The sequence below is a fragment of the Arcicella gelida genome (assembly GCF_034931025.1).
GTDB classification, from domain to species: Bacteria; Bacteroidota; Bacteroidia; order Cytophagales; family Spirosomataceae; genus Arcicella; species Arcicella gelida.
On the sequence record NZ_JAYGIL010000070.1, the window covers coordinates 1 to 1,527 of the forward strand.

At 30.9% G+C, this 1,527-nt stretch carries 2 protein-coding genes; both read right to left on the minus strand.

Annotated features, from left to right (window positions below):
• Positions 1-271 precede the first annotated feature (271 nt).
• Positions 272-862 carry a YceI family protein gene (locus VB776_RS24435; protein WP_323699462.1) on the minus strand — a complete coding sequence of 197 codons (591 nt, stop codon included), beginning with the start codon at positions 860-862 and terminating at the stop codon, positions 272-274.
• Positions 863-901: 39 nt separating this feature from the next.
• Positions 902-1,306 (minus strand): hypothetical protein, encoded by a 405-nt coding sequence (locus VB776_RS24440; protein WP_323699463.1) that lies wholly within the window; start codon positions 1,304-1,306, stop codon positions 902-904.
• Positions 1,307-1,527 lie beyond the last annotated feature (221 nt).

The following is a 1,527-nucleotide window of genomic DNA, read 5'->3' on the forward strand; positions in this document are numbered from 1 at the left end:
AAGTCAAATAAAATTGTATTTTTTTAATAAATCACCGTAAGTGAAATGAAAAATCCACCCAGAATATGAGTGGATTTTATTCTAAATCAATATCGAAAAACAATTTTCAAGGGAAGCCATAGTAATATTGGAGCATTAAGGTTCTTGTCTTCTGCCATTGTTCGTGTCTCACCAACAACTAAGTGGAAAGCCGTCTAATTGTTTGTGAAGACATAAACAATGGTAAGAGATTTTAAAGTCAAATCCTTATAGATTTATGTACTCATAATACTTACTTTTTAAAAACTAAATCCAGCTTAATCGGTATTTCGTCGGAGATTAAATCATCTTTGATGGTTGAAATAAAATTTGGTGTTTTATAGGTAATTCCCCATCTGGAACGATAGATGTTCAAATTGGCTTTGGCAAAAATATTGTTCTTATCGTGATTGATGTAAGCGGTAAAGACAATTTGATTTGAGATGCCTCGCATAATAAAATTTCCTGTTACAGTGTAATTATTGGGTTGGGAGCTTGGTTGTACTTTAACAATTACAAAATTTGCTTGCGGGTATTTATTCACAGCAAAAAAATCATCTGCTTTTAAGTGTTCTTCTAAATTCCGTTGTCCTTTCAAATCTTTTTGATATGTATTTTTGATACTATTCATATCAATTATAAAAGAGCCTCCTTGTATTTTACCATTGTTAGCAACTATAATATTTCCAGCTGAAAACTTCAATGTGCCTTCATGTCCGCCAAAACCAAATGCAGGTGTTCCTTTCCAAAAAACCTGACTTTCGGAAATGGATAAATCAAATTTCTGTTGCGCAAATCCAGATAAATAACTCAATAGCAATGATAAAGTAATAAGCATTTTCATGGTAAATAGGGTTTAGAGAAGGAATGATTTAGTCCCCGTTTATTCAACGGTAATTTCATTTTGAGGTAAAGTATATAGGTTTGAACTCGTTAATAAAACAGCATTGTCTTTCTTTTTACAAGTAACTGGTACATTATTAATATCAATTTTAGGAAAGATTTCATTAAACGAAAGCAACTTTTGTTCTAAAGGCTGGTCTTTGATAGCGATACGGTAAGGAATAACTAAAGAAAGGGGTTCTTTCGTTTCTTTTTTTGTTGATTCAACACGACTAGTTTTTACAACTCCTTTGTTTTTTGATGATAGTTTACAACATTTCTTTTTGTTAAATTTTTCAATCATTGTTTTACTGTTAAACAATACAGCGGAATAATTACTAGATGGAGTTTGTGCCATTAAAGCGTAAGAAAATAGCACTAGCGAAAGGATGAGCGTTTTTTTCATATTGATATTTGTTTGAGTTTAAATTAACTAAGACAAACCTATCAATTTGAAAAGCGTAGGTAGTAAATGAAATGTAAAAAAGTGTAAAAGCTATGTAAAAACCTACTCTACCCGAAGGTTTTTGTAAATATTTGATTATGAGACACTTGAATATTTGTCCATTTGGTGAATATATTAATACATTCAGTCCAGAGTTGCATAAAGGTTTTGGTAGGATTCTT